Genomic DNA, 23,329 nt, shown 5'->3' on the forward strand with positions numbered 1-23,329 from the left:
AGGACAACATCACCCTTCATATCTTTATCTTTAAGGACAGTCTCTCCATGGCCCTTTCCGGTGATATCAAAACCATGCCGGTCACCGATCTTTTGCAATGGATCGAGGCCGCCACGCAGACCGGAATCGTTGAGTTTGTCCGCGAAGGAGAATGGAAGAAGGTCTTCTTTCAGTCGGGCCGGATCCTATTTGTTTCCTCGTCCAGGGAAAATGAAAAGATCGGACAGTTCTTGATCAGGAAGAAACGGATCCGTGCAGGAGATCTCGAACGCTGCCTGGAGGAAAATGAGCGGACTGGAAAGAAACTGACGGAAATTCTGGAGGAGTGCGGCCTGATCTCGCATCAAGAGCTTTATGAACAGGTCATCTTGCTGATCAAGGACAACCTCTTTGATTTGTTCCTCTGGGAAGGGGGGAGATTTGAATTCACGGACCGAAAACTCCCCACAAAGGTCAAAGGGCCCCTTGCCTTGAAGACCGGACGGATCCTTTTCGAGGTCCTCACAAAAATAGATGAAAAACGCCGAAACGGCATGGGAAAAATTCAAGATCAAGAAAAAAAGTCTCCCGGTCGGAAAAAACTGCGGGGGCGAATCGTTTTTAAAGTGGATAATAACAAGTTTCCCCTTCCTGGATCCTATGAAAAAACAGAAATCTCCGGATTTAAAAAAATTGCGGGTGAAGACGATCAGGAGACGGAAGGTTCGTGAACCCATTCAGTGGGAAGAGGCTATTTCTTCAAATTTTTCTCAATCATGGCGATGATCAGGTTCGGATCATAAGGCTTGAGCAGAAAGTCATCCGCGCCGGCGTCAAAACCTTTGTCTTCAAATTCCACCTGTCCTTTTGCCGTCAGCATAATCACAACGATGTCTTGGGTCGCTGGGTTCTTTTTGATCTCGGCACAAACCTCATAACCGTTTTTATTCGGCATGTTAATATCCAGAAACATCATATCCGGTTTTTCCTGCGCAACGAGTTTCAGCGCTTCATCCCCGTCATTGGCTGTGATACACTCGTATCCTTCCTTCTCGAGCATGAAGGCCAAAGACCTGGAGATGAAAAATTCATCATCTACGATCATGATTTTTACGTTTTTCTTCAAACCACTGTTTTGAAATTCCATGAAGTCCGCGCCTCGTCGTATCCGGATAAACGGATAAACTTTCCCTAACACTTTAATGTATTTTTAAAGGGATGTCAAACGGTTATTTAACGGCAACTTCATAGGGCTTGTTGCAGATGGATGACCTCAAAAAGGCTTCCACGACATCCGGAGCCAACTGGGTCCCGCTGCACCGCATGATCTCCCTCATGGCAGCCTCATGGCCCGGCCCCTTGCGGTAGGGCCTGTCCGATGTCATGGCATCATAAGTATCCGCTACAGCCAATATTCTGGCCGATAATGGAATCTCCTCCTCCCGAAGACCATCCGGGTACCCTTTCCCATCATATCGTTCATGGTGATGTTTCATCCCGGGTATGATTTCCTCCATCTCTTTGATGTTCTCGACGATCTTTACGCCGCAGACCGGATGGGTCTTCATAATCTCGAATTCTTCTCTGGTCAGCTTTCCCGGTTTGTTCAATATCGATTCCGGAATAGCGATCTTTCCAATATCATGAAGAATGGCGGCCAGCTCCAGAGTTTCCATCTCGTGTTCGGGAAGAAGCATCTGATCTGCAATGGCCTTACTGTAGATGGAAACATTCTTGGAATGGCTGTGGGTATAAGGATCCTTGGCATCCACCGCGGCTGCCAGGGCTATGATCGTATCTAAAAACAGGGTCTTCTGGTCCTCAATGAGCTTTGCATTGTCTACGGCAATGGCGGCCTGGTTACCGAGGGTATGAAGGAGTTCCACATCCTCATCGGAAAAATTTCCCGAAGAAATCTTGTTGACGACGGCAATCACGCCGATCGCTTCTCCTTTATGGAAGAAAGGAATGGCAAGAAGATTCCGTATGGGGACTACCCTCCCGTCTCTGAGAGGCAGATGTGTCAATGCGCCGGGTTTGTCCATTAAGAATTTTTTACCCGCTTTCAGAATGTCCGGAAAAGGAACGTGATTTTTCCATGCCCGGCTATTCCCGTTTTCCAAAAAAGAGAGGCGGCTTTGTTCTTGCGATCCGACCTCGGCGGCGATTTCCTTGTAGTATACGGCGGCATCCTCGGCATTCGTCATATTTTTTGCATAGAGGCAGATCTTTTCAAAGAGCTTATCCAGATCGAGTGTGGCATTGATGGCCAGGCTGATCTTGTTGATTTGATCGATGATCACCGCTCGTTTTTCCAGGTTCTCGTAGGTGGACATCAGTTCATGCAGCGTGATTTTCAACTCTTCCTCGGACTTTCTCAGCTTTTTCATGGACTGGGCATTCGCAATGGACACAGAGGCCTGGGCGGTCATCGCGCTGATCAGCTTGAGGTCATTCGACTTGAAGCATTCTTCAGTCGCCTTGTCCGACAAGTTCAGAACGCCGAGGAGCCGTTTTTCCTTCTGATCGTTTATGGTATAAAGCGGTATGGAAATAAAGGAGCCGGTCTTGTAAACGCCTTTTGAATAGATGGCAAGATCAGGGTGACGCTTGATATCATGCACGATCAGAGGGCTGCCGGTCTTCAGGATCTCGGCGCAGAGCGTGTCCGCGAGATCCAGGGTAAGCGACTGGAGTTCATCAGACACAAAACCGTATGAAGCTTCCGCCTGCAGATGCTTCCCATCCTCATCCAGAAGAAGCACCGAGCCTCTTTCAGCATGCGTGATGGCAACGGCCTGATCCAGGATAATGGATGAAACGCGCTTGATATCATAGATATCCCCAAGGGCTTCGGACAACCGATAAAGCATGTTCATGGTTTGATAATTTTCCAGAAGCTCCATGGAGAGGCTCTCTATCTCCGCTTGGGTCTGTAAATGCCCTTTTAGAACATCATACAATAATTGAAGGGCGTTCTCCAGATTTGCTGATTCTGAATCATCCTTTGAAAAACCTTTGATGATCAGGATGAGCGCGCTCCCTATCCGGACCTCCTTGGTTTTAAAGGCGCAGGCAGAGAGATCCTGCGAACAGGCAACGGCATTCAATAGCATCTCATGCGTCGGAACATGAAGGATTTGCAGGGGAATCCCTGATAGATGACCGACCTGGTCCAGCAGCGTCTTGATGCTTTGCCGGATCTTCGTGTTCCAGGGAATGATGGTCTCATTTTCTTGCATCATCACACCAGATAAAATATGCCGGGTTTTTTGTGAAAATCCATCCCTTCTATGGACAAGTCCATCAATCCATGGTCTTACAACAAGACAAAAATATGTTTTTCAACTTCATGGCTGTCGGTCAATCCCATAGATCTTAAGAATCGTATCGGTTATATGAATCCATACCTTTAGTAAAACCTTCGGAATCGGCTGACTCCGGATCTTAAAAATCAAAATCTTGTCCCTTTCAATCTTTTTTAACGGCATGGAAATCGGCAAATTTAAAGAGATCTCAAGATCATAATTTTTGTAACCCATTAAAAAATAAAGTCTCTTGACAAAACACATAAAACATTTTAAACTTTTTAATAAGATAACTACCGTTCACGGCCTTTCAAAAAAGGAGAGATCATGAAGATCGGTTCCAAGATGCTCATGCTTACTGTTCTCAGTCTATCTTTGTATCTCCTTTCCGGCAGAATCGGTTCGGCCGGAGCGGTTTCCGGTTCAGAAGGGGAGACGCATTCCGTCATCAAAGGGGACACCCTGTGGGACGTAACGGAAAAATATCTTGTAAACCCCTTTTTCTGGCCCAAAGTCTGGCAATACAATCCTCAAATTAAAAATCCTCACCTGATCTATCCCGGGGATCAGGTCCGAATTCCCAGCGCCGAAGAACTTAGGCGCATGGGAGCGGCTGAGCATCCTCAAACCACCACGGCCCAACCCTCACCGGAGAAAACCATTCCGGCCCAAGCCGTTCCGGCCCCAGCCGAACCGGCGATTGAAGGTCCGGTGGCCTACGTGGGAGGATACCTGGTGGAACGAGACCTTTTCGAATCGTCCGGGTTCATCCTCCCATCAGGAGAGAAAGCAGGAGAGGGGGTCATTGTCTCTACCTGGGAAGAGAAGGAAATGCTGACATACCGAGACGTGGTTCATCTGAGCCTGGGTTCACGGGATGGGGTCAAATATGGGGATCTCTTTCAGGCCGTCCATGTAGGGGAGGACGTGGTACACCCCGAAACCCGGTATAAGATGGGCAAACAGGTCACCGTACAAGGAATCTTAAAGATCACATCCCTACAGGAAAATCTATCCACGGCCAGGATCATCAAGGCCTACAATCCGATCATGGTCGGGGACATGGTCCGGGCGTATCATCCTCAGCCCTTGATCGGCCCGAACAATCTCAGTACCGAAGACAAGAGCATTCAAGGAGTCATTGTGCAGAATACCCTCGGCAAGTCCAATTTGGGGGTGCGGGACATGGTTTACCTCGATGTGGGAGCCGAAAATTCCGTGGCGCCCGGCGATCGGTTCATCATCTATCGTGCCGGGCCCCCGCCCCAGGTCAGTGCGAAGGATGCCGCTCTATCCGGGATCCAGGCCAAGGATTTTCCCGTGGATATTATGGGAGAACTGGTGGTTCTGAATGCCATGAAAAATACATCGACAGCCGTGATCGTGGAAGAGCTATACGAAATCAACCCGGGGGACCATATCAAATATACCCCCCAATCCATTCCTCCTATCAAGAAATATGATATGGAATAATGGAGCCCTTCTACAAAGCCCGCCTTTCAAAACCGAAGGCGGGCTTTGCATTCCTCAACGCGATAGAAAATCTCTCCCCGATTCTTCTTCTGAAAGTTGAAAGGCGCCGGCCACTGCAAAGAGGAAAACGCTTTTTACGCCGGATTTCTTGAGGCGTCGCGCACATTCATTCGCTGTAGCCCCTGTGGTCATGACGTCATCCACCAGTAAAACCTTCCGGCCCTCGATCCTCTCCGGATTGGTGACATGAAAACATCCTCTGATGTTTTTAAGCCGTTCTTTTCCCCTGAGACCCACCTGAGGCCGGACCCGTTTCGTCCGGACGAGAAGATCAAGCGCCATGGGGATTCCCTTTGCTTTAGAAAGCTCCCTCCCCAAAACCACGGCCTGATTAAAACCCCGCCTGCGGAGGCGCAAGGTATCGAGCGGAACCGGCAGAATCAGGTCGGCCTCAAAAGGGACCTCTTTCATGCAGTCCACAGCTCCACGGACCAGCCCCCTCCCCAGCCTCCAGTATCCACGGTATTTGAAAAGGTGGATGGCCTCTCTGACAGGTCCGGCAAAATAAAAACATGCCTTGGCGCCGTCAAGATGAGTCTGCCGGAGCCTGCAGACGCCGCATCGAAACTTAGGATTCATCTCAAGAAGTTCCCGGGACGGCAGGGGGCGTCCGCACGTGGGACAACCATGCCCGGCGATCTGGATCATTTTCTGTAAACATGAACTACAAAAAGGAGGCGGCTCGCCTTCCTCGGTGTTTAAATCGACATGGCATATGGGACATTTGCCGGGCAAGACCAGATTCAGAAATTCTCTGACCCAGGAGAGCATGATGGAATCCCCGGACTTTAAAGAATAAGGCTTTTCCCGGTCATCTCCGCAGGCTGTGAAAGCGAAAGGAGGTTGAGCAGGGTCGGGGCGACATCGGCAAGAATCCCCTTCCCGCGAAGCCGCACACCTTTCTTCGTCAGGATCAACGGGACCGGATTCGTGGTATGCGCGGTAAACGGCTCTCCTGTATCCGGATTCTTCATCATCTCGCAATTGCCATGATCGGATGTGATCAGGAGCGCCCCGTTTTTTTTCTTCTGCAGGGTCTGATAAATTCTGCCGATGCATCTATCCACGGCCTCAACCCCCTTGACGGCCGCCTCATAGACGCCGGTATGCCCAACCATATCTCCGTTGGCAAAATTTAAGATCATGACATCAAAAAAGTTCCTTTCAATTTGCCGGATCACCTCATCAGTGACCAGAGGCGCGCTCATTTCCGGTTTTTTATCGTAGGTCTCCACGTCCCTCGGGGATGGGATCAGGATCCGTTCTTCACCTGAAAAGACTCTTTCTTCTCCTCCGTTGAAAAAGAAGGTGACATGGGCGTATTTTTCGGTTTCCGAGATGCGAAGCTGTTTCAAACCCGCATGGCTGATGACCTCGGGAAAGATGTTTTTCAAACCAACCGGAGTAAAGGCAACGGATAGGGAGAAGGTTTTGTCGTATTCGGTCATGCAGATGTAATCAGAAAGATCCAGCTTTTCCCTGGGGAAGAAGGAAAAATTTTCTTGGGTGAACGCCCTGGTGATCTCCCGGGCGCGATCCGCGCGGAAATTGTAAAAGATCACGGCATCGCCGGACCGGACCGTGATCGGGGCTGTTCCATTGTAGGAGATACTCAAGGGTTTGACGAACTCATCCGTCTCACCCTTATTGTAGGCTGACTTGACCGCGGTTTCTGCATTCGGATAAGAGGCTTCTCCATGAACCATGGCCCGATAAGCAAGCGCAATCCGTTCCCACCGGTTGTCACGGTCCATGGCATAAAATCTCCCCATGACGGTCGCGATTTTTCCGACACCTATTCTTTTTTGAACATCCTCCAATTCTTGAATATACTCGATTCCGCTGGTTGGAGGGGTGTCCCGGCCGTCCAGAAATGCATGCACCCAGACCTTTGGAACCCCCTTGTTTTTTGCCAGATCGAGCAAAGCCCGGAGGTGATGGATATGGCTGTGGACCCCTCCATCGGAAAGGAGGCCCATGAGGTGCAAGGCGCTCCCCTTTCTGCATACCGCATCCATGGCTTGATTAAAGGCTGGATTTTCAAAAAACTCCCCGCTCTCAATAGATCGGCTGATCCTGACGAGATCCTGATAGACGACCCGCCCGGCCCCGATATTCTGGTGACCTACCTCGGAGTTCCCCATCTGACCGGGAGGAAGACCGACATCAAGACCTGAGGTCCCCATAAGGGCGGAAGGATATTCCTTGAATAAAGAATCAAGCACTGGCGTATGGGCATCGGCAATGGCATTGTATGCTCCTCCCTCCCGATGCCCCCATCCGTCCAAAATCATCAACATAAGCGGCTTGGGGCGCTTGAATATTTCAGTCATGATGGACTACGGTGGCCATGCGGGAAGGTGATGCCTCCTTGTCCGCATCGGGCAATTGAATGGTCAGTGTCTGAAGCTTCCCGCATCTCTTGCAGCATGGCATCCATTGATCCTGCTGATTTCCGCAATGGGTACAGGTATAGGGAACCAGGACCGGCCGGACAAAGTTTACAGACTCCCTGTATTCCAGGAAGGCTTCTTCAGTTCTTCCCCGTTTATGGTAAATATCCCCCAAAATCTGGCGCAGAATCGGGAAGCGAAGCCCCTGTTGAACGAGATTTTCAAAGATATCCAGGGCATCATTGATCATCTCGAGACGATAATAAAATTTCCCGAGCAGGAATCTGAACATGGGATTTTCCGGGTATCGATCCATGGCCTCCTTGTAAACCAGAATACCGCTGGCAGGATCTTCGAGTCTTCGGTAATGTCCGTCCAGCGCCTCCAAAAAGACCACGGCGCTTGTCTCCTTGAATCCCCTTTTCCAGATCTTGACGGCTTCTTTCTGGTCACCCTGAGACTCATAGATCTCCCCGAGCTTGAGGTAGGGGGCGGCAAAGGTCCTGTCTGCCTTAATCAATTCGGAATAGTGTCTGATCAGCCTCTCCGGGTCGTTTTCAGCATGGAAAAGTTCCGCTCTCATGAACTGATAATAGTAAAGCCGCCTCTTCTCTTCGGAATCTTTCTTAAGATTCAGGTAATCCTTCTGCAGGGCATAGGCTTGATCCCATACCCCTTCCCGCTCGTACAAATCCCGGAGCTTGATAAAGGCCTCCACATTTTGATCATCGATCTTCAGGATCGTCCGGTAGACCTCGGCAGCCTCCGTCATCTGCCCGGACTGCAGATAGTCCTTGGCGAGAGCAAAAAGCACGGAAAGGTTCTCCGGCTCAATGGTCCGGGCCTTGGCATGAGAGCCGACGGCATCACGGAGATTGCCGTTATCCCGATAGAGTTCGCCGATCCGGAGGAGTGTCTCTATATGATGCGGATCCCATTCCAGAACTTTTTGAAAATTCTTTAATGCATCTTCTCTTTTTCTGCTGAGAAGATTATCAATCCCCTGGCGATAGAGATCCATGATTTTTGCTTTCTTTTTGAGCCGTCCCTTTTCCCGCCATTCTGCGAATCCCTTTCGGGCATCCCGGAAGACCACGGCCGTCATCATCAGGAATACACCGGCGCCCATGGAGCTGATCATCAAGAGGCTTGTGGATATAGGGAAAACGGTTCCAGGGGTCAGATGCAGCTGAACCGTTTCAGGATTCAGATGAGAAAGATAGAGCATGACCACCACAAAAAACAATATCCAGAAAAAGATGCGATGGATCATCTTTCCTCCTTCAAAATTGATATTCATTTTTTATTTTTACTATGTCATTTTGATTTTTGATTCTTTATCTTTGATCTCATTAGCCGTTCAACCTTTTTACGAAAGAACCCTTATTACCGATGATACCGTTTTCCTCTGAGTATGGTGAATCCCCTGTAGATCTGTTCAAGCAGGAGCAGCCGTGTGAGTTCATGAGTGAGGGTCATCTTGGAGAGGGATAGAATCCCATCCGAGCGTTTTCGTATGGATCCGGAGACCCCTTCCGCGCTCCCTATCACAAAACTGACGCTCCTGACCGGAGCTTTGAGGGCCTCGTCCAAAAAACATGCAAAGGCCTCGGATGTCATCCCCTTGCCCAGCCTATCCAGGAGAATCACCCTGTCCCTCGGATTCAGGCGTTTCAGGATCTTCTCCCCCTCCAGATCCAGGGACTTGCTTACATCTTCTCTGACCCCGGCTTTGACCCCTTTGATCCGGATCTCTTCCAAGGGATTGTAGACCCGAAGCTGCCTGATAAAATGTTCCGCCCCAATGCGGATGTAGTCGTCTTCGGTCCGTCCGATGGAGATCAGGCGTATCTTCATGGCGCGTAGGAACTTAGGATTTGCTCCTGGGTCAGATGCGGAGCATCCCCCCAAAGTCGTTCCAGCCGGTAATACTGCCTGATTTCTTCCAAGAAGACATGCACCACCGTATCACCGTAATCCATGAGGATCCATCTCCCTTCAGCGGCGCCTTCGACATGATCCGGCTCTATCTTCATCCTGGAGAGGGACATCTCGATTTCGTCGGCAATGGCCTTGACCTGCCGGGTTGAGGAGCCGCTGCAAATCACAAAGTAATCCGCAAAAATGGAGATCCCCGAAAGATCCAGAATCACCAGGTCTTGCGCCTTCTTTTCCAGGCTTGCCTTGATGCAAAGACCTGTCAGTATCCTGCTGTCTATTTCCCGCCCTTTAACATCTATAGGTTTTTTAATTTTTCCGGTCTCATAAAGCAGGTTCAAAATTTCCTCTTTTCAGCATATAAACCGTTTGAAATTATATACGATGCCACAGATTCCGGCAAGAGATATTTGACGGACCGCCCCTCCCGGATCCGGGCACGGATCAGCGTGGACGAAATTCCGATGGGAGTCACGTCTAACAGGTAGAGAAAATGGCCATTGGGTAACGGGATCTGCCGGCTTCCCGGCTCGGCCCGGATCCCGAATATGGCCGTGAAGAAACCAAGCGTTTTCTCCAGGGAAAATCCGGGCCTGGAAATCACAATAAAATTGCACAGCCCGATCAGGCGCTCGGGTTCATGCCAGGTGTTGATCTCTGAAAAAACATCCGCCCCCAGGATAAAGAAGAGCTCGGCGTCCTTCCCGTATTCTCTTCGGAAAGATTCCACGGTGTCCACCGAATAAGATAGACCGGGGCGTTGATGCTCAATGACGGACAGATCAAAATGGGGATTCCCCTCAACAGCGAGCCGGGTCATTTCCAAACGATCTTCTGCATCCATCCGTTCCGGCTCAGACTTGTGGGGCGGCCGGGCCGAAGGGACAAAGAAAATCCTTTCAAGTGAAAAACCCTCCCGGATCTCCTCCGCCACAATCAGATGTCCCAGGTGAATGGGATTGAATGTCCCGCCGAATATCCCGATACGCATGGATGATGCCCGCTTGTTTTTTCGATGCCTTTAAAAATATCCTTCATTCTCGGATCTGCCCGTCCCCGTAGATGATGAACTTATAGGTGGTGAGTTCCTCAAGGCCCATGGGGCCTCTGGCATGAAGGCGGTTGGTGCTGATTCCGATCTCCGCACCGAGGCCGAATTCATAGCCGTCGGTAAACCGGGTCGAGGCATTGACATAAACAGCGGCGGCATCCACCTCCGTAAGGAAGCGCCTTGCCCCGGCATAATCGCTGGTCACGATGGCCTCGGAGTGCTGAGAGCCGTACTTTGTGATATGCTCGACGGCCTGCTCCAGCGAACTCACCACTCGGACTGATAAAATCAAATCATTATATTCGGTATACCAGTCTTGCTCCTCGGCCTCCTTGCACCCGGGAATCAACGCACGCGTCTTGGGGCATCCCCGGATTTCAACCCCTGCCTTGAAGAGACGTTTACCGAGACGCGGGAGAAATGAGCCGGCGATCTCTTCATGAACGAGGAGTGTCTCCATGGCATTGCAGACCCCGGGCCGCTGGCATTTGGCATTAATACAGATCTTCTCGGCCATATCGAAATCCGCATAACGGTCCACATAGGTATGACAGACCCCCTTGTCGTGCTTGATGACCGGTATGGCGGAGTTCTCACAGACGGTCCGGATCAACCCTGCTCCCCCTCTTGGGATGATGAGATCGATATACCGGTCCATTTTCAGAAGATGCATGACCGCTTCCCGGTCAGGAACATCTATAAACTGAATCGCCCCGTCCGGAACACCCGCATCCCCGGCGGATTCCGCAAGAATCTTGGCGATCGCGGCATTGGAGCGGATGGCCTCGGAGCCCCCCCTGAGGACCACGGCGTTTCCGGCCTTCAGACACAGGCTCGCCGCATCCGCCGTGACATTGGGCCTGGATTCGTAGATGATCCCAATGACCCCGATCGGAACACGGACCTTCCCGATCTGAAGATTGTTCGGCCTTTTCCACATCCGCATCACCTCACCTACCGGATCCGGGAGCGCCGCAACCTCACGCAGCCCCGCGGCCATGGCCTGGATCCTCTGGTCGTTGAGCAGGAGCCGGTCCATCATGGCCTTGGAAAGTCCTTTGCTTTCTGCGGCCTCCATATCCTTCCGGTTCTCCTCTTTGATGGAGCCCGCCTCGGTTTTTAGGCGTTCCGCCATCAGGAGCAGGGCCCTGTTCTTGGTCCCTGAATTCAGACTCACAAGCCTCCGGGAGGCTTCCCTGGCTTTTTGAACCTTCTTCTCCACATCTCCCTGCAGGCTCATACCTCTCTCCTCATTCAAGAATAACCAGATTATCCCGATGGATGACCTCGTCGTAATACTTGTACCCCAGGATCTTTTCGATCTCTCCGGTCTTTCTTCCCATAATTTTTTCAATCTCGTAGGAATGATAATTAACCAATCCTCGTGCGATCTCCTCTCCTCTCGGGCCCAGGCAGCTCACCGGATCGCCGATTTCGAACCGGCCCGATACCGCCTTGATCCCGGACGGGAGCAAGCTTTTCCCCTTCTTGAGCAGGGCCTCTGCAGCTCCTGCATCCAGATGGAGGCTCCCCTTGGTGTTCAGCGTATAGGCGATCCAGTGTTTCCGGCTGGACAGGGGGTCTTTCCCGGCAAGGAACAAGGTCCCGATCTCCTCTCCCTGAAAGGCCGCCTGTATCGCTCCCTTCTGATGTCCGTCAATAATCAGAGTCGGAGTCCCGAAGGCTGCCGCTGTCCTCGCGGTCAATACCTTGGAACGCATACCGCCGGTCCCGATCCCGCTCATACTGTCACCGGCCATGGCGATAACCTTGTCCGTAACCTTTTCAACCATGGGTATTAAATGGGCGTCTTGATGCAGGTTGGGATCCCGGGAATAGAGCCCGTCCACATCCGACAGGATCAGGAGGAGGTCTGCCCGGACAAGATTCGTGACCAGGGCCGAGAGGTGGTCATTGTCCCCGAACTTGATTTCTTCGACCACGACGGTATCGTTTTCATTGATGATGGGGATCACCTTATAATAGAACAGAGACTCCAAGGCATTTCTTGCATTTAAAAAACGCCGGCGGTTCTTCAGGTCATCGGCGGTCAAAAGAATCTGGGCCACCTTCTTTTTATGTCTGCCGAATGCCTCTTCATAAGACCAGATCAAGTGCCCCTGCCCTACAGCCGCTGCGGCCTGTTTAACCGGAATGTCGGAAGGCCTTTTTTTCAGTCCGAGACGCCCCATGCCTGCGGAAATCGCACCGGATGAGACCACCACGATCTCAATCCTTTTTTTCATCACCGAGACCATCTCATCCGCCAGATCCTGGATTCGATCGGTATCGAGACGCCGTTCGTCGGTCGTGAGGATGCGGCTTCCGATCTTGATCACCGCACGCTTGCATTGACCCATCAGCATTTTCCTATAATTCATGACTCCCTACCTCGACCAGTTCGGAAAGACGCATACAAAGAGACGAAAGACCCTCGCCTGTAACCGCAGATATCGCAAAGAACTCAAGACCATGCCCGGTGCAATAGCCCTTGAGTTTCTCCAGATTCTCCTCTCCCTCTCTGATATCCAGCTTAGAGGCGGCGATCACCTGTTTCTTTTTCGAGAGTTCCGGGTTGTACTGCCGCAGCTCCTCGTTTACCATGAGAAGCGCCTCTACGGGGTCATGGGTACTCGCTGACGAAACATCGACCAGGTGAAGGAGCGCCCTGCAACGTTCTACATGACGTAAAAATAAATCCCCCAATCCGGAGCCGGAATGAGCCCCCCGGATCAATCCGGGAATATCGGCCAGAACAAAAGAGGCCGCCTCTTCGATCTTGACCACGCCCAGGTGCGGAGTCAGGGTGGTAAACGGGTAATCCGCGATCTTGGGCCTGGCCGCGGAGACCTTGGACAGCAGGGTGGATTTCCCTGCGTTGGGGAGCCCAACGATCCCCACATCGGCCAACAGCTTGAGTTCCAGGATGATGGACCGTGTCTCTCCGGGCTCACCGGGCTGGGCAAAACGGGGCGTCTGCATGGTGGCTGTTGCAAAATGAGCGTTCCCTAATCCGCCTCGGCCCCCCAGGACGGCAATCCAGGTCGCGCCGTCGTGCACAAGGTCAGAAAGCACCCCGCCCGATTCCGCATCCCTGATGACCGTACCGCAGGGGACGCGGATCACCAGGTTTTCACCATCCTTGCCGCTCATCCTTTTCCCTTTGCCATGCCGGCCTTTCGGGGCTTGATAATGCTTTTTATAACGGTAATCGATCAGGGTATGGAGATTGCGGTCCGCCTGGATGATGACATCCCCGCCCCTGCCGCCATCCCCCCCGTCCGGCCCTCCTTTAGGGATATACTTTTCCCGGCGGAAGCTGACCGCTCCTCTTCCCCCCGGGCCGGAGCTCACCATAATCTTAGCATAATCGATAAAAATCCCTTGTTTCTCTGATCTGCTGGGTTGGAGGGGCATCATGACGATACGACCATGTTTCGTGGTTGAAACTCATTTTCAGATGTCTTTAGGGAATCTTGAACATGCCGGGAATATTGAATCACATTCCTAACCCGGTTCTGCATTCGGGGCTGGCGCTCACTTGTCTTTTTCACAAAAAAGGGGATCTGGTCTACCCTGTTCCGGTAACCCCAATCCCCTGAGATGTGGATGCTTTAAGTCCTGATGCGTGGACCAGGAGCGGATTTTGTCAGTTAGAAGCAGCGTATATGCTGATCCTTTTCTTGTCTTTGCCTTTTCTTTCAAAGGCAACAATGCCGTCAATCAGGGCAAACAGGGTATCATCTTTCCCTTTCCCCACATTGATGCCGGGATGGAATTGGGTCCCCCGCTGACGCACCAGTATGTTTCCTGCCCGGACAAGCTGTCCGCCGAAACGTTTGACTCCCAATCTCTGAGAGTTACTGTCCCTCCCGTTTCTTGAACTTCCTACGCCTTTTTTATGTGCCACGGCCTACTCCCAGTTAGGATGCAATCTGAACGATCTTTAGCGCGGTAATTTCCTGTCGATGCCCCTGCCTTTTCCGGTACCCTTTTCGTCTTTTCTTCTTGAAGACCACGATCTTTTTCGCCCGGTCCATGGAAACCACTTCAGCCTTGACACGGACATTCTTAATATACGGCATTCCAAAGGTCGCAGCCTCGGCGCCGCCGAGCATGAGGACACGGTCGATTTCTATGGTATCACCGACTGAGGCATCGAGCCGCTCCACCTGCACGATATCCCCTTCGGAAACCTTGTACTGTTTTCCACCGGTTTCGATGATCGCATACATAAGATTTGCCCCTCAAACAACGATTTCTTTTTAGAAATTGTAAAAATAACAGAAAAAATATTCCTTTGTCAAGGAATTTCAAAAGGTTTCTAAAAAGTCACGGACTATGAAAGTTAACTCGCTGATATGATTGGCTTCTTTTCAGCACCCTGGCCATATCCGAATGGATCCTTCCATTGCTTGCGAGTACATCCCCTTTGTAGATGGAAAAAGCCTTCCCGCTGGTCAGGGTGACCTTTGCTCCCGCCTCCTTGAGGATCAGGCTTCCGGCCGCCATGTCCCATGGAGCGAGGGAGAACTCCCAGAACCCGTCAAATCTCCCCATGGCCGTGTAGCAAAGATCCAGGGATGCCGAGCCGTCCCTCCTCACAGCCTGGGCCTGAAGAACAAACTGGTTAAAAGGTTGAATGTTCTGCCCGGTCTTTTTCACATCGTAGGGAAATCCGGTTGATAGGAAGGAACCCTCAAGGCCGGCTGTCTTGGACGGGAAGATCTTCCTGCCGTTTAAATAGGCGCCCTTGCCCTTTCGCGCGGTAAAGAGTTCATCCCGGATCGGATCAAAAACCACGCCGAGGATGATCTCACCATCCGACTCCAAGGCAATCGATGTAGCAAAAAAGGGATACCTGTGGGCATAGTTGGTTGTCCCATCCAGCGGATCGATGATCCACCGGTAACCCGATGCAGTATGACTCTCCCCCCCTTCTTCAGCAAGAAATCCATGGCCGGGAAAATGTTCTCGAATCAGAGAGATGATCCGTTTTTCACAGCGATGATCCACATCCGTCACCAGATTAGTCGGCTCCCCCTTGTAAACGATATGGTGATTTTTACAAAGATATTTTTTCTGTATCCTGCCGGAGGCCTTGGCTGCCTCTATGGCAACATCCAAAAAAAGTTTTTTCATTCTTATCCGCTTTTTGAGGCATGATAACGGCCGCAGCCATCTGCGGATCACGGCTGTCCGGAGCCCCATTCAGGATTTTTCTCCGCAAGAGTCTCCGACTTGATTCTATCGAAGATTCCAGCAAAATCCGAATGGCGCTTTTCCAGAAATGACTTCAAGGTCTCGATCTCGATCCGCAAGGTATCCAATTCGCCGCGGTGGTCCAGTTTCAATTTATCCAATTCTTCCACAAGCACGCTAAGTTCCCTTTCCAGAAGAGAGATCCTTGTTTCAAGCTCTTTTTCTTTCATGGCCCCCCTCCTTTCTTTTGATTAAGCGTCAAATCTTGTGGATAGAGTATACCACAGGATTCAGGAAGTTGCAGCGATCAGAATCAGAACTCGTAAATAAGGATTTTTGTCCCGCCGGCAAAAGGGCGCCATCCATCCCCAAGGATCAGGACCAGATCGTCTTTACCATTGTTATCCACATCTCCCACAGTGAGATCAAGAATCTTCCCGGATATGGGCTCCGTATCCCAGAATTCCGCCACATGACCATTGGCCAGGATCATATCTGCAACCCTGTTTCTTTTTAAAAGATGACGAACCCCCCAGATGTCTGCCAAGGGACGATCAACAATCAGAAGGACCTCGTCCATTCCGTCCTTGTCAAAGTCACCGGAAAGAAATTTTTGAGGAATCCGGACCCGTTTTCCCCCGGACTTCCCCTGATCATCGCCCGTATGGACCCGGAATGAAGATTGTTTGATCTCTCCAATGGAGACTCCCTTTGCTGTCTCCTTCAAATCCGAAGAAAAGAAGCGGAGTCCTTCCGCATGGCTCAAAGTAACGTATGCGGCTCCGGCCGGATCACCGGTGAGATAACTCTCCGCATTAAAAATGTCCACACCCTCAGGGAGCTCCATGGATTCCCCTTTTTTCACGGCGTTTCCATCCCAGAGGTAATGATACGTTTCCTTTTTCACGGAATGGAGGTCCTGCCCGGCGAGAACCGGACGGCCGTCCTCTCCGTGAAAGACCTTTAGATAAAGACCGGCATCGGCCTTATATAGCTGAAACCCGCCCTTCTCATAGGCGATGATCCCGGAGACGACCTCGTGGTCCTCTATGCCGGTAAAGAGGATCTCATCCCGGCCGTCTCCGTCAAGATCTTCGGCTGACAGCGATAAATAATGAATCCCCTTGTTCAGCTTGTTGATGGTTTCCATGGCCCTGCCTGAGTCCTCTCTTGACCAGAGCCGGGAAGAGAAGAACCCCCTTTTGCCTTCCTGGACCGAAGAAAAAATCGGATGAAACTCTCCGTACCTCCACTGGACCATACTAAGCCGACGGCCGTCCGTGCCGATCAATTCATTCATCCCGTCCCCGTCTACGTCTCCGATGCTGGCAGACTCCAGGGAGAAATTCAGTTTTTTCTGCTTCCATATTTTTTTATAGATTTTCTTTTGAACGTAAGTAGGAATGGCTCCGATGTGCGGAGTCTCCTGCACCTCGGCGCCCTTGGATTCCGACGCAGGCGCCGCGTCTTCAGGGAATGCATTCGGGACCGGAGGCGCCATAAAAAAAAGGATGCAACTCCACAATAAAAATAAACGCAGTAATTTCATCTAAGCTCCTCTATGACAGGAATCCTTTTGGACTGCAACTCTCGTTCCTCATGATCCGGAATGACACAAAACTCAAGCCGGATGAGCCGTTCGAAAACCGCGTGGGGAACCAGATGAATATCCCAGCATAAAACCAGGCAGGACCCCTGATAGATCTTTTCAAAACCCTCCTCGGAAAGGGATACGGTTTCAACCGGGAATCTCCACAAGGAGCAGGGGTGATCCAGGGAGATCTTAACCTGAATCCCTTTCCATTCATCGGTCAGGCAGACGGACTGAATCCCGTCCGTATCGCCGGCGCTTGCGAGAAAGGATGATTCCGGCTTCTCGTCATTCAGCAGATAATACCGGTCAGCGGCTGATCCGGCCAGAAGGGTCATATTCCATTCTATGCCGAATCTCGCCATCAACTCCTGGCCGGAGAGGTTAAGAATTCGATAGCGCACCGTCAACATGGAATCCCCCGCCCGTCCATGAACGGTCTTTGCGACCTGAACCTGCTGGGGAGGAGATGCGCCCTCGCAGGCTTGCACCCATCCGGTTCTTTCCAAGGCAACAGAGGCCTCACCAGCGGATTCTGTCTTCGTCGCGACATAAAGGCCTTGGACGAAATCGCCTCGCTCCATGTGTTTTCCTGACCGGAAGGATTCCATCCCTTCATCCGGCTTCATGAAATGGTCGACCAGGGATCTTTTTGGATACCGATCATACACAATCCGATCCGCCAGCCCTTCCTCCTTGGAAATAACCCTGTCGTGGATGGATTTTGCTCCTCCCCCCTTTTGTTCTTCCGTAGGGGCGCTTATGATATCCCGGTGGTAAAACTCGGGAACCCTCGTAAAGGTGTCCTGAAGATTAAAGGACCTGGGCTTGAAGTCCATCCCCATCAGCGTGCCTCCGAGGTGAGTGTCGAAAATAAGCGTATAACGCTCCGTGTTCATGATAGATTCGTTGATGCCGTCTTTGTCCAGATCACAACGGATGATCTTGATCCATCCTTTCTCTCCAGGATGCATAGCCTGGTCGGCGATATATTCCGCACGGATCAGATGTTCATAGATACTGGATCTCAAATGAGGAAGATAGATCCCCCCGAACACGCCGTGCCAGTAGGCATCATTGCACTGGCCTTTCCATAACTCTTCGAGGGCTTCCGTTCTCTGCTTCCCCTTGAGCATGTGATGGATCTTTTCGCTGATGTAGAGCATCTTCTTGTGCATCAAATTGCTCTCGGGATACTTGGAAAAAAAATTGCGCCAGAACCCCCCGCTCAAAAAGGGACGCGACATGTCTTCCAGCCCATGATCCTTGAGCTTCTGCTTCAGAACTCGGAACTCCTCTGAAGCATCGTAGATGAGGGACCATTCGCCCATCTCCATGTAGGAGGATGTTGGAAGATAAATACGGCCCAGCGGCGGATGGGTGTCTATCACCTCGGAGAATAACTTACTCTCGATCCAGCCGCTGTTCTGCTCAATGGCCTCAAAAAAACGATGGAGCCACCCCTCTTCGTAGACACTGTGATAGGTTCCCGGCCATGTGCCGAATTTTTCACCGTCATCCCCCATGACGGCAAGGGGCTTATCGCCGCTATCCAGAATTAACCGCAAGTAGGCCAGGGTCTCCTCCACCGGATGGAAAGGGATCAGATAACGGAGCTTCTCGCTCCCTGGAAAGACCTTCAGGATCTTCCCTTTCTCTTCCGTGATGTAATATCCGAAGAGAGCCCTGCCCCTCAGCCCGGCCATGATAAAGTGGTGGTCATCCAGGACGATATACTCGGCTCCGGCATTGTAAAGGGCCTCGGCCAGGTGAGGCTCCCAGACGCGCTCTGCAAGCCACATCCCCCGAGCCTCGGTATCGAAGGTTTCACGGATGAAGGAATTGAGCTTTCGTATCTGCCCCAATTTGTCGGAATCATAGAGGGTGGTCAGAATCGGCTCATAAAAGCCGCCGGACATCATCTCCACGCGGCCGGACAACACCAGATCTCTGATCATGGAGGTGAATTCCGGATGGGTCCTTGCGAGCCACTCCAATAAAAACCCTGAATAGTGCAGGGTCACCTTGATACCTTGGTGCTCCTTCAATGCCAGCAGGAATGGGAGATAGGATTTCCGGTACGCGCTTTCGAGGACATGGGTGAAATTGCCAACCGGCTGATGGTTGTGGATGGCAAGCAAGAGAATGACTTTGTGATCCATTCGTTTCTCCTGATCCGGCATTTTGCAGATTAAATAGAGAAGGATTATAATCAATGCCGTCTTTTAAATCAACCTCAGATTCTCATTCATTTTCATCCAGTTGACGTTGAAAGATCCGTTTCATTTGATCGTGATAAATTTCTAACGGGTCTGAAGGCTGGGGTGTTCTGGTGTAATGGGATAAAAAAAGTAAGTGAAAAAAAATGACCGGTCATTGAGACCGGTCATTTCAAGAAAGGAGGACAGAACTTTATTAAGCCTGTGGTAAGGAGACTCAATAAAGGATGTCTTGTATGATTTATATATGCAAGCATGATGCCAAAAATAAAAATATTCGTATCCTGTTGATTTTTAAGAAAAATATCTTCCATGCAGTCTATCCTCACAGTGAATTTTCTGCTCATTTTCCTCCCCTCGGCAGACACCGCCCCTCCTTTCTCAGCATAACCTGTTGAAAAATAAACATTTAAAAGATGCGCAAAAATGCGCCCCGGAAAGATCCTTTTTGAACATAGAAAAACACGATATCTTGTCAATGGTATATTTGAGAAATTTCATTGACATACTGAAAACAGGTAGTTAGACTTTTGTATGTGCTGGGGCACAAGGATGTCAAGACGACGATCACGAATTGGGTTGCAAGCGAGATTGTGTTGATATTTGAATGGGTTGCCGATGGCTCGTAGAGACGTATTTATCGGTATTAGCTGGCAACGTTATATATAGCTAAAACAGCTGTCTATAGGTTTTTATACGGATCTGTATATATGGCCATGAATAATATCGAACAAGAAGTAATTATTCTGAAAGCAGTCAAAGAGTTAATTGACTCAATGGTAAATTTTGAGCTGATGTCTCTGGAAGGAAACGACCCAGATTCAAATATCAGTTTCAAGTCAATGACTCACCAAATGTTTTTCAATATTATTCTGGTAGATTTCTTATCTTGTACTGACAAAAAAGGCCCAATTAAACAAACGTCCTATTTGGGTGGTTTGCGCGTAATCTCAGATAGCCCAAGCTTTGATCAAGGAGATTCGATAATAGATTTAAAAATCGCAACACAGGAGTTCAAGGATTGGCTGGAACAGGAAGTTGAGGTCGATATTTGGTTACCTTCCATTGACAAGGAAACAAAGCTGAGTGTCACCAGGTTTAACTTTTTGAAAATGACCGGTGATATATCGAAGCATAACTATCTTAGAGCAGTAGATGTGGCCGAAGAATTGAAAAATATTTTGGCCAAGAGTGGAGTTGACGTGGGGATAGAGGAAGCTTTATTGGCATTATCTGAATTTTATGAGCGTTTCCACACCGATATTCTAGGATACCACAGTAGCACAATCGCTGAGTTTCTTAACAATATAAGATGGGGCATTTACTATTACTTGCAGCCTAAATTCAAGAAAAGCATCGTTTGGGAAAGTAGGGAACCTCCCAAATACCGTTACACATATCCAAAAGACCTAAATTCTGAATTTGCCAAGGCATGCTATTGGGAATTAATGAATGAGGTTCGAAGTGAACCATATATGCGTAAATTCAAAGTAACGAAATGGTTAAAATTGAGATATTAGGGACCATAACAATTGTATTCACCAGACGGCGAGAAGCGTGGCGGCGCTGACGCGGCAAGTTCATTGGCGCCGCTGGTGATGCAGATCGTTCGACAACAGGAGACTGAGACATGCCTCTCACAAGACAGGAATATAACGACCTAATCGCACGCAACGATGCGGAAGAGATATGTTTCATGTTCGACCCCACCCAGTGCAAGGATTTCCTGCTCAAGCTCGACAACGCTGAAGCTTTGTCGAAAACGGGCAAATCGCTCCGCTTCGAGTCGCGAGTCGTCCGGACCATCGTGCATTTTCTAGAGCCCGTTTCTCTGCTGGTGGCAATCGTTGCCGGTTTCGTATGGCTCAAGTGGTGGGGATTACTCATGGCGCCAAGTGTCTGTATTTTTTGGATCATGATTAAATCGATGTCCTCAAGTGGCAGGCAGGGCATCATCGTCCCTTTCATTACATTTTCATTAGGAGTTGTCCTTATGGTTGTGTTTCGGGAACAAGGCCCGGCATGCATCACATTCATCCTTGCCCTGTCGCTGCTTTACCTTTCAGAAAAGATGCTCTATGCCCTTCCCGTAGTGTTTTTCTCATTTCTTGTTCGCTCGAATTACGAACTCGTGAACGTGGTGTATGACAAGCCGGTTGATGATTTCAACCGTGAGATGGACATCCCCCTGATGTGGCATGTTGAAACACCGGAAGGGAAGATTCCGCAGGCAAACCCGAAACTGCCTTCCCGACTCTTCTTGACGCTGTATGGTTTCTTCAACAAGGAATGCCGAACCAAGGCATTCAGCGGACGCAATAAACCGCGCCGCTGGTGATGCAGATCGTTCGTCGTATACCAAGGACATCAAGAGTCGTATTGCCAAACGATCCCCATCATGTTGATTTCCTCTTTGAAAAAATCTTTGAAAAAATTTTATGTAATCCCAAAATGATAATGTCCTATTTGGCCAAAGTAGAAATGTCCTATTCTGAGTTATAATGTTCTCTTTTACAAGGAGGGCATTGTGACGGAAAAGGACATGATCACCATGAGCAGAAAGGAATCGAGGAGGCTTCACATTATCCATCAGGCACTGGATGAGAAGATCACGCAGGTTGATGCGGCATCGGTTGTCGGTCTCACCGACCGTCAGATGAGGAGATTGATCAAGCGAGTTCGGGAAGAAGGCGACGGAGGCATCTGCCACAGAAGTCGCGGCAAGACGTCGAATCACCGGATTCCCAGGAAAATCAAAGACAAAGCCCTCAAGCTGTATCGGGAGCGATACAGCGACTTTGGCCCTACCTTGGCCAGCGAGAAGTTGTTGGAGAGCCATCAGATTGCGTTAAGTGATGAGACGCTTCGGCTTTGGCTCAACCAGGAGGATGTTCCTTACAGGAAGCGCAAGAAGAGGGCCCATCGACAGTGGAGAGAGAGAAAGAAGCATTTCGGGGAGATGGTCCAGATGGACGGCTCTCATCATGACTGGTTCGAAGGCCGGGGCCCGAAATGCGTGTTGATGGGATACATCGATGACGCCACGGGGAATGCGTACGGCCGGTTTTATGGCTACGAAGGGACCCTGCCTGCCATGGACAGTTTTAAGCGGTATGCCCAGTGCTACGGCATCCCCCAGATCGTCTATTTGGACAGACACTCCACGTACAAATCCACGGCCAAGCAGACCGTGGAAGAGGAGCTGACCGACAAGAAGCCCCAAAGCCAGTTTGAGCGGGCCTTAAGTGAGCTTGTAATAAAGGTCATCCATGCCCATTCCCCGCAAGCCAAAGGGAGAATTGAAAGGCTGTTTCGTACCCTCCAGGATCGGCTGGTCAAAGAGATGCGGCTTGCCGGCATCCATACCGTGGAGCAGGCCAATGAGTTTTTAAAAAGGTGGCTGCCCGTATACAACAGAAAATTCAGGGTCACGGCCGCAGCCGAGGCTGATCTTCACCGACCCGTATTGCCTGCTCGGGAACTTGACAAGATCCTCTGTATCCAGGAAGAGCGCACCGTACGGAATGACTTTACCATAGCCCACAATGGCAAGCTCTACCAGATCGAAGAGCGGGTCAAGGCGAAAAAGGTCATGGTGGAAGAACGACTCGACGGCTCCCTGCATATCACCACCCCAAGCCAGGATCTTCGATATCGGGAAATCACCACGCTACCGGTCAAACAAGGATCAAAACCCAGGGTATCAACTCAGAGAAAAAGAGGATGGACGCCTCCCCCTGACCACCCCTGGAGACGACCTATTAAACGACAGCCAGGAACAAAGGAGCAACTACATCTGACTGGCTAAAACCGGACATTTCTATCTTGGTAAGAATAGGACATTTCTATTTTGGCTTTACACTTTGAAAAAATTTTATTGACGTCTCTCATTTACCCTGTTAATATCGAACGTTATGAATCCATAGGTGATTCTGTTATTTTTTATACTCATTTTTTCATAAGGAGACTCCCCCTTGAAAACCCAACATCAAATGAAAATCATGGTCTATTTATTCCTTCTGGCCGGCATCTTCCTTGCCCCGTCATCTCTATGGGCTGATGATCCGGTTAAAAAAGCCGATGGCGCCCAACAGCAGGAAAAAGCAAAAACCGAG

Annotated in this window: 23 protein-coding genes; 5 read left to right on the forward strand and 18 right to left on the reverse strand. The window is 50.2% G+C overall.

Annotated elements, in window-relative coordinates; genetic code table 11:
• The first annotated feature begins 47 nt into the window (after positions 1 to 47).
• Positions 48 to 710 (forward strand): hypothetical protein, encoded by a 663-nt coding sequence (locus AUK29_07870; GenBank protein OIP62723.1) that lies wholly within the window; start codon positions 48 to 50, stop codon positions 708 to 710.
• A gap of 20 nt (positions 711 to 730) precedes the next feature.
• Here AUK29_07870 and AUK29_07875 read toward each other — a convergent pair whose 3' ends face one another.
• From AUK29_07875 to AUK29_07885, 3 genes are all read right to left on the reverse strand, one after another.
• Complete coding sequence (locus AUK29_07875; GenBank protein ID OIP62724.1) at positions 731 to 1,126, reverse strand: hypothetical protein; 396 nt, start codon at positions 1,124 to 1,126, stop codon at positions 731 to 733.
• A gap of 82 nt (positions 1,127 to 1,208) precedes the next feature.
• Positions 1,209 to 3,227, reverse strand: a complete 2,019-nt coding sequence (locus tag AUK29_07880) for a hypothetical protein (protein ID OIP62725.1) — start codon at positions 3,225 to 3,227, stop codon at positions 1,209 to 1,211.
• A 102-nt stretch (positions 3,228 to 3,329) separates the two neighbouring features.
• Entirely contained in the window at positions 3,330 to 3,521 is a 192-nt protein-coding gene (locus tag AUK29_07885; protein ID OIP62726.1) for a hypothetical protein, read from the reverse strand.
• Positions 3,522 to 3,614: 93 nt separating this feature from the next.
• Here AUK29_07885 and AUK29_07890 point away from each other — a divergent pair, with 93 nt between their 5' ends.
• Positions 3,615 to 4,760, forward strand: a complete 1,146-nt coding sequence (locus tag AUK29_07890; GenBank protein OIP62727.1) for a hypothetical protein — start codon at positions 3,615 to 3,617, stop codon at positions 4,758 to 4,760.
• A gap of 54 nt (positions 4,761 to 4,814) precedes the next feature.
• Here AUK29_07890 and AUK29_07895 read toward each other — a convergent pair whose 3' ends face one another.
• The 15 genes from AUK29_07895 to AUK29_07965 all read right to left on the reverse strand — a co-directional run bounded on the left by AUK29_07895 (position 4,815) and on the right by AUK29_07965 (position 19,157).
• Entirely contained in the window at positions 4,815 to 5,591 is a 777-nt protein-coding gene (locus tag AUK29_07895) for a hypothetical protein (GenBank protein ID OIP62728.1), read from the reverse strand.
• A gap of 17 nt (positions 5,592 to 5,608) precedes the next feature.
• Positions 5,609 to 7,153 (reverse strand): phosphoglycerate mutase (2,3-diphosphoglycerate-independent), encoded by a 1,545-nt coding sequence (locus AUK29_07900; GenBank protein ID OIP62729.1) that lies wholly within the window; start codon positions 7,151 to 7,153, stop codon positions 5,609 to 5,611.
• Positions 7,146 to 8,513, reverse strand: a complete 1,368-nt coding sequence (locus AUK29_07905; GenBank protein OIP62730.1) for a hypothetical protein — start codon at positions 8,511 to 8,513, stop codon at positions 7,146 to 7,148. Before AUK29_07905 ends, AUK29_07900 begins: the two co-directional genes overlap by 8 nt.
• 86 nt (positions 8,514 to 8,599) lie before the next feature.
• Positions 8,600 to 9,070, reverse strand: coding sequence for a hypothetical protein (locus AUK29_07910; GenBank protein ID OIP62731.1), 471 nt, complete (start codon positions 9,068 to 9,070; stop codon positions 8,600 to 8,602).
• Positions 9,067 to 9,432 (reverse strand): ribosome silencing factor, encoded by a 366-nt coding sequence (locus AUK29_07915; protein ID OIP62747.1) that lies wholly within the window; start codon positions 9,430 to 9,432, stop codon positions 9,067 to 9,069. Before AUK29_07915 ends, AUK29_07910 begins: the two co-directional genes overlap by 4 nt.
• 56 nt (positions 9,433 to 9,488) lie before the next feature.
• Positions 9,489 to 10,142, reverse strand: coding sequence for a nicotinate (nicotinamide) nucleotide adenylyltransferase (locus tag AUK29_07920; protein OIP62732.1), 654 nt, complete (start codon positions 10,140 to 10,142; stop codon positions 9,489 to 9,491).
• Positions 10,143 to 10,185: 43 nt separating this feature from the next.
• A complete protein-coding gene (locus AUK29_07925) occupies positions 10,186 to 11,442 on the reverse strand; it encodes a glutamate-5-semialdehyde dehydrogenase (GenBank protein ID OIP62733.1) in 1,257 nt (418 codons plus the stop codon).
• 10 nt (positions 11,443 to 11,452) lie between these two features.
• Positions 11,453 to 12,568, reverse strand: coding sequence for a glutamate 5-kinase (locus tag AUK29_07930; GenBank protein OIP62734.1), 1,116 nt, complete (start codon positions 12,566 to 12,568; stop codon positions 11,453 to 11,455).
• A 4-nt stretch (positions 12,569 to 12,572) separates the two neighbouring features.
• On the reverse strand, positions 12,573 to 13,619 hold the full coding sequence (locus AUK29_07935) for a GTPase ObgE (protein OIP62748.1): 1,047 nt from the start codon (positions 13,617 to 13,619) through the stop codon (positions 12,573 to 12,575).
• A gap of 232 nt (positions 13,620 to 13,851) precedes the next feature.
• Complete coding sequence (locus AUK29_07940; GenBank protein OIP62735.1) at positions 13,852 to 14,112, reverse strand: 50S ribosomal protein L27; 261 nt, start codon at positions 14,110 to 14,112, stop codon at positions 13,852 to 13,854.
• A 13-nt stretch (positions 14,113 to 14,125) separates the two neighbouring features.
• Positions 14,126 to 14,437, reverse strand: coding sequence for a 50S ribosomal protein L21 (locus AUK29_07945; protein OIP62736.1), 312 nt, complete (start codon positions 14,435 to 14,437; stop codon positions 14,126 to 14,128).
• Positions 14,438 to 14,534: 97 nt separating this feature from the next.
• A complete protein-coding gene (locus AUK29_07950) occupies positions 14,535 to 15,344 on the reverse strand; it encodes a hypothetical protein (GenBank protein ID OIP62749.1) in 810 nt (269 codons plus the stop codon).
• Between the two features lie 47 nt (positions 15,345 to 15,391).
• The gene (locus AUK29_07955) at positions 15,392 to 15,634 is read right to left on the reverse strand and encodes a hypothetical protein (protein OIP62737.1); all 243 of its coding nucleotides are present in this window, start codon (positions 15,632 to 15,634) and stop codon (positions 15,392 to 15,394) included.
• An 83-nt stretch (positions 15,635 to 15,717) separates the two neighbouring features.
• Positions 15,718 to 16,953 carry a hypothetical protein gene (locus AUK29_07960; GenBank protein OIP62738.1) on the reverse strand — a complete coding sequence of 412 codons (1,236 nt, stop codon included), beginning with the start codon at positions 16,951 to 16,953 and terminating at the stop codon, positions 15,718 to 15,720.
• Positions 16,950 to 19,157 carry a hypothetical protein gene (locus tag AUK29_07965; GenBank protein OIP62739.1) on the reverse strand — a complete coding sequence of 736 codons (2,208 nt, stop codon included), beginning with the start codon at positions 19,155 to 19,157 and terminating at the stop codon, positions 16,950 to 16,952. Before AUK29_07965 ends, AUK29_07960 begins: the two co-directional genes overlap by 4 nt.
• Positions 19,158 to 20,212: 1,055 nt before the next feature.
• On the opposite strand from AUK29_07965, the gene AUK29_07970 reads away from it, so the two are divergent.
• The 3 genes from AUK29_07970 to AUK29_07980 all read left to right on the forward strand — a co-directional run bounded on the left by AUK29_07970 (position 20,213) and on the right by AUK29_07980 (position 23,022).
• Positions 20,213 to 20,734, forward strand: a complete 522-nt coding sequence (locus tag AUK29_07970) for a hypothetical protein (protein ID OIP62750.1) — start codon at positions 20,213 to 20,215, stop codon at positions 20,732 to 20,734.
• A gap of 110 nt (positions 20,735 to 20,844) precedes the next feature.
• Positions 20,845 to 21,552: a hypothetical protein gene (locus tag AUK29_07975; GenBank protein ID OIP62740.1), complete on the forward strand. Its 708-nt coding sequence runs from the start codon at positions 20,845 to 20,847 to the stop codon at positions 21,550 to 21,552.
• A 189-nt stretch (positions 21,553 to 21,741) separates the two neighbouring features.
• Complete coding sequence (locus AUK29_07980; GenBank protein ID OIP62741.1) at positions 21,742 to 23,022, forward strand: hypothetical protein; 1,281 nt, start codon at positions 21,742 to 21,744, stop codon at positions 23,020 to 23,022.
• The last annotated feature ends 307 nt before the right edge of the window (positions 23,023 to 23,329 follow it).

The organism is Nitrospirae bacterium CG2_30_53_67 (genome assembly GCA_001873285.1).
In the GTDB taxonomy this organism is placed as follows: domain Bacteria; phylum CG2-30-53-67; class CG2-30-53-67; order CG2-30-53-67; family CG2-30-53-67; genus CG2-30-53-67.

Coding starts and splice junctions, on each gene's coding strand:
- AUK29_07975 (OIP62740.1), top strand. CDS start 20,845: ATGCCTCTCACAAGACAGGAATATAACGACCTAATCGCACGCAACGAT.
- AUK29_07935 (OIP62748.1), bottom strand. CDS start 13,619: ATGCCCCTCCAACCCAGCAGATCAGAGAAACAAGGGATTTTTATCGAT.
- AUK29_07905 (OIP62730.1), bottom strand. CDS start 8,513: ATGAATATCAATTTTGAAGGAGGAAAGATGATCCATCGCATCTTTTTC.
- AUK29_07890 (OIP62727.1), top strand. CDS start 3,615: ATGAAGATCGGTTCCAAGATGCTCATGCTTACTGTTCTCAGTCTATCT.
- AUK29_07930 (OIP62734.1), bottom strand. CDS start 12,568: ATGCTGATGGGTCAATGCAAGCGTGCGGTGATCAAGATCGGAAGCCGC.
- AUK29_07870 (OIP62723.1), top strand. CDS start 48: ATGGCCCTTTCCGGTGATATCAAAACCATGCCGGTCACCGATCTTTTG.
- AUK29_07945 (OIP62736.1), bottom strand. CDS start 14,437: ATGTATGCGATCATCGAAACCGGTGGAAAACAGTACAAGGTTTCCGAA.
- AUK29_07960 (OIP62738.1), bottom strand. CDS start 16,953: ATGAAATTACTGCGTTTATTTTTATTGTGGAGTTGCATCCTTTTTTTT.
- AUK29_07955 (OIP62737.1), bottom strand. CDS start 15,634: ATGAAAGAAAAAGAGCTTGAAACAAGGATCTCTCTTCTGGAAAGGGAA.
- AUK29_07920 (OIP62732.1), bottom strand. CDS start 10,142: ATGCGTATCGGGATATTCGGCGGGACATTCAATCCCATTCACCTGGGA.
- AUK29_07885 (OIP62726.1), bottom strand. CDS start 3,521: ATGGGTTACAAAAATTATGATCTTGAGATCTCTTTAAATTTGCCGATT.
- AUK29_07900 (OIP62729.1), bottom strand. CDS start 7,153: ATGACTGAAATATTCAAGCGCCCCAAGCCGCTTATGTTGATGATTTTG.
- AUK29_07965 (OIP62739.1), bottom strand. CDS start 19,157: ATGGATCACAAAGTCATTCTCTTGCTTGCCATCCACAACCATCAGCCG.
- AUK29_07925 (OIP62733.1), bottom strand. CDS start 11,442: ATGAGCCTGCAGGGAGATGTGGAGAAGAAGGTTCAAAAAGCCAGGGAA.
- AUK29_07895 (OIP62728.1), bottom strand. CDS start 5,591: ATGCTCTCCTGGGTCAGAGAATTTCTGAATCTGGTCTTGCCCGGCAAA.
- AUK29_07875 (OIP62724.1), bottom strand. CDS start 1,126: ATGGAATTTCAAAACAGTGGTTTGAAGAAAAACGTAAAAATCATGATC.
- AUK29_07950 (OIP62749.1), bottom strand. CDS start 15,344: ATGAAAAAACTTTTTTTGGATGTTGCCATAGAGGCAGCCAAGGCCTCC.
- AUK29_07910 (OIP62731.1), bottom strand. CDS start 9,070: ATGAAGATACGCCTGATCTCCATCGGACGGACCGAAGACGACTACATC.